Here is a 2,120-nt window from a genome sequence, read left to right on the forward strand (position 1 = left end):
AGTTCGTCGGCCAGCGCCAGCAGCCGCCTGCCCTCCGGGTCGTCTGCGGGTTCACCGGCCTGCGCGCCGCCGACGATCACCAACTCGGTGTCGGGCAGACCGGTCAGCGCGCAGATCAGCGTCTCGAATCCCTTGCGCGGCACCAGTCTGCCGACGCTGATCATCCGGTGCGGCGCGGCCTTCTCCTCGGCGGGCCCGTCGAGGCCGAACTGGCCGAGGTGCACCCCGCACGGGATCACACAAGTGCGGCTGCGCGGCACCCCCATCCTGGCCAGCTCGAAGACCTCGTCGGCGCAGGTGGCGATGATGCGGTCGGCTCGGCGGGCGATCCGCTGTTCGAGTTCGATCCGCTCCCGCGGGCTGGTGTCGTCGGCGCCCTGGTGGCGGCGCTTCACCACGCCGAGCGCGTGGAAGGTCTGCACGGTCGGGATACCGGCGGGGCTTGCGGCGGCCTGGGCGGCCAGCCCCGACATCCAGAAGTGCGCGTGCACCACGTCCGGTCGTTCGGTGTGCCACCGATCGGCCAGGAAGTCGCCGAATTCGCCCATGTGGGGCAGCAGTTCGTCCTTGGGCAGCACCCGGGCGGGCCCGGCGGGGACGTGGACCACCCGGTAGTCCTGTTCGGTGGTGACGCACTCGGAGGCGTCCCGGTCCTCGCGCCGGGTGTAGACGGTGACGTCGTGCCCCTGCCTGCTCAGCGCGGCCGACAGCTCCGCGACGTGGACGTTCTGCCCGCCCGCGTCCACACCGCCCAGGGCTGCGAGCGGGCTCGCGTGTTCGGATACCATCGCGATCTCCATGCTCGGGCCTTTCTTCCGTGGGGCGGGTCGATCCGGGGCGGTCGATCGGGGGTCAGCGGGCGGCGAGTTCGGTGAGCAGGGCGTCCCAGCGGCGCACGAAGGCGTCGATTCCGTAGTGCTCCGTGGCGAATTCGCGAGCCGACTTACCTGTCAGCGCCGCCAGGTCGGGCTCGTGCAGCAGTTCGCGGAACCGCGCGGTCAGCTCGGCGACGTCGGCGGAGATCGCGCCCGCCTCGGGCGGAACCGCCGCCACTGCCTCGGTGGTGGCCAGGGCGACGACCGGCATCGCCAGGTGCATGGCCTCCAGCAGCGACAGACCGAGCGAGGTCCAGCGGGCGGTGTGCAGGTAGACCCGGCGCCGGGCCATCTGTTCGTGCAGCCGCGCCTGGGCGAGGTCGCCGATCGGCCGGACCGGGTGGGCGGTCGGCTCCGGCGCGACGTACTCCTCGGCCCCGATGCCGTACAGGTCGACCTGACCCATCTGGGCGAATCGCGGCAGCAGATCGGTGCCGGTGATCCGCCCGCGCCGCACCGGTTCGTTGATCAGCGCGACGCCGTGCGGCAGCTCGCCGGTGTACAGCGGGCCGGGATCGACGATCCCGTGCGGGACGACCAGGGTCGGTGCGCGGCCGTTGTCCCACATCAGCTCGTTGAAGTGGGTGACGTGCACGATCGGGATGTCGGCGCGCTCGGCCAGCGGATGCCTGGTGGTCGCCGCCTGCGGGCGTGGCGTGTTGTGCTCGACGTAGACCGCGGGGATGTCGAAGCCGGGGCGGCGCCCCAGCCAGCGCTCCACCAGTTCGAGTTCCTCGGGCCGTTGCAGCACCACCACATCCGGCTCGGCCTCCCGCAGCCGCGCCGCGGGCACCTCCTGCGCCGACGGCCAGTCCCGCCCACCGCGCCCGCGCCCCCAGGGGCCGCCGCCGCGCAGGGTCGGCAACAGACAACGATGCCTGCCCTGGACGAACGAGGTGGTCCAGGAGCCGTGGACGTGCCAGAGCAGAATCGCGAGCGGTTCGCCCGTCGTGGCCATGCCCTAGCTCTTGCCTTTCACCGACACCTCAAACAAGGTCCGGCGGGAGCCACGGGTACGGGGCTGTACCGTCCCGGCGTGGGCGCTTCCCAGCGTGGGCGCTGTCCGGGACGGGCGTTGTTTGGGCAGGACGCGCCAGGCAACACCCGGGGCATGAGCGCACCGAACGCTGTCCGGGTGTCCGAGAACCGAACGGCCACCGACACGATGGTCATCCTCGATCCCGCCACCGGTGCCACCGTCGGCACCGTGCCCATGACCACCGCCGCCGAACTCGACCGGCAGGT

2 protein-coding genes are annotated in these 2,120 nt (G+C 72.0%); both read right to left on the reverse strand.

Features of this window, described 5'->3' with window-relative positions:
* Positions 1-800: glycosyltransferase (locus QH283_RS00060; protein ID WP_280500973.1), on the reverse strand; the 800-nt coding region annotated here is incomplete at its 3' end.
* A 52-nt stretch (positions 801-852) separates the two neighbouring features.
* Complete coding sequence (locus QH283_RS00065) at positions 853-1,833, reverse strand: glycosyltransferase (RefSeq protein ID WP_280500974.1); 981 nt, start codon at positions 1,831-1,833, stop codon at positions 853-855.
* Positions 1,834-2,120 lie beyond the last annotated feature (287 nt).

It is taken from the genome of Nocardia farcinica (genome assembly GCF_029867845.1).
Taxonomy (GTDB): domain Bacteria; phylum Actinomycetota; class Actinomycetes; order Mycobacteriales; family Mycobacteriaceae; genus Nocardia; species Nocardia farcinica_A.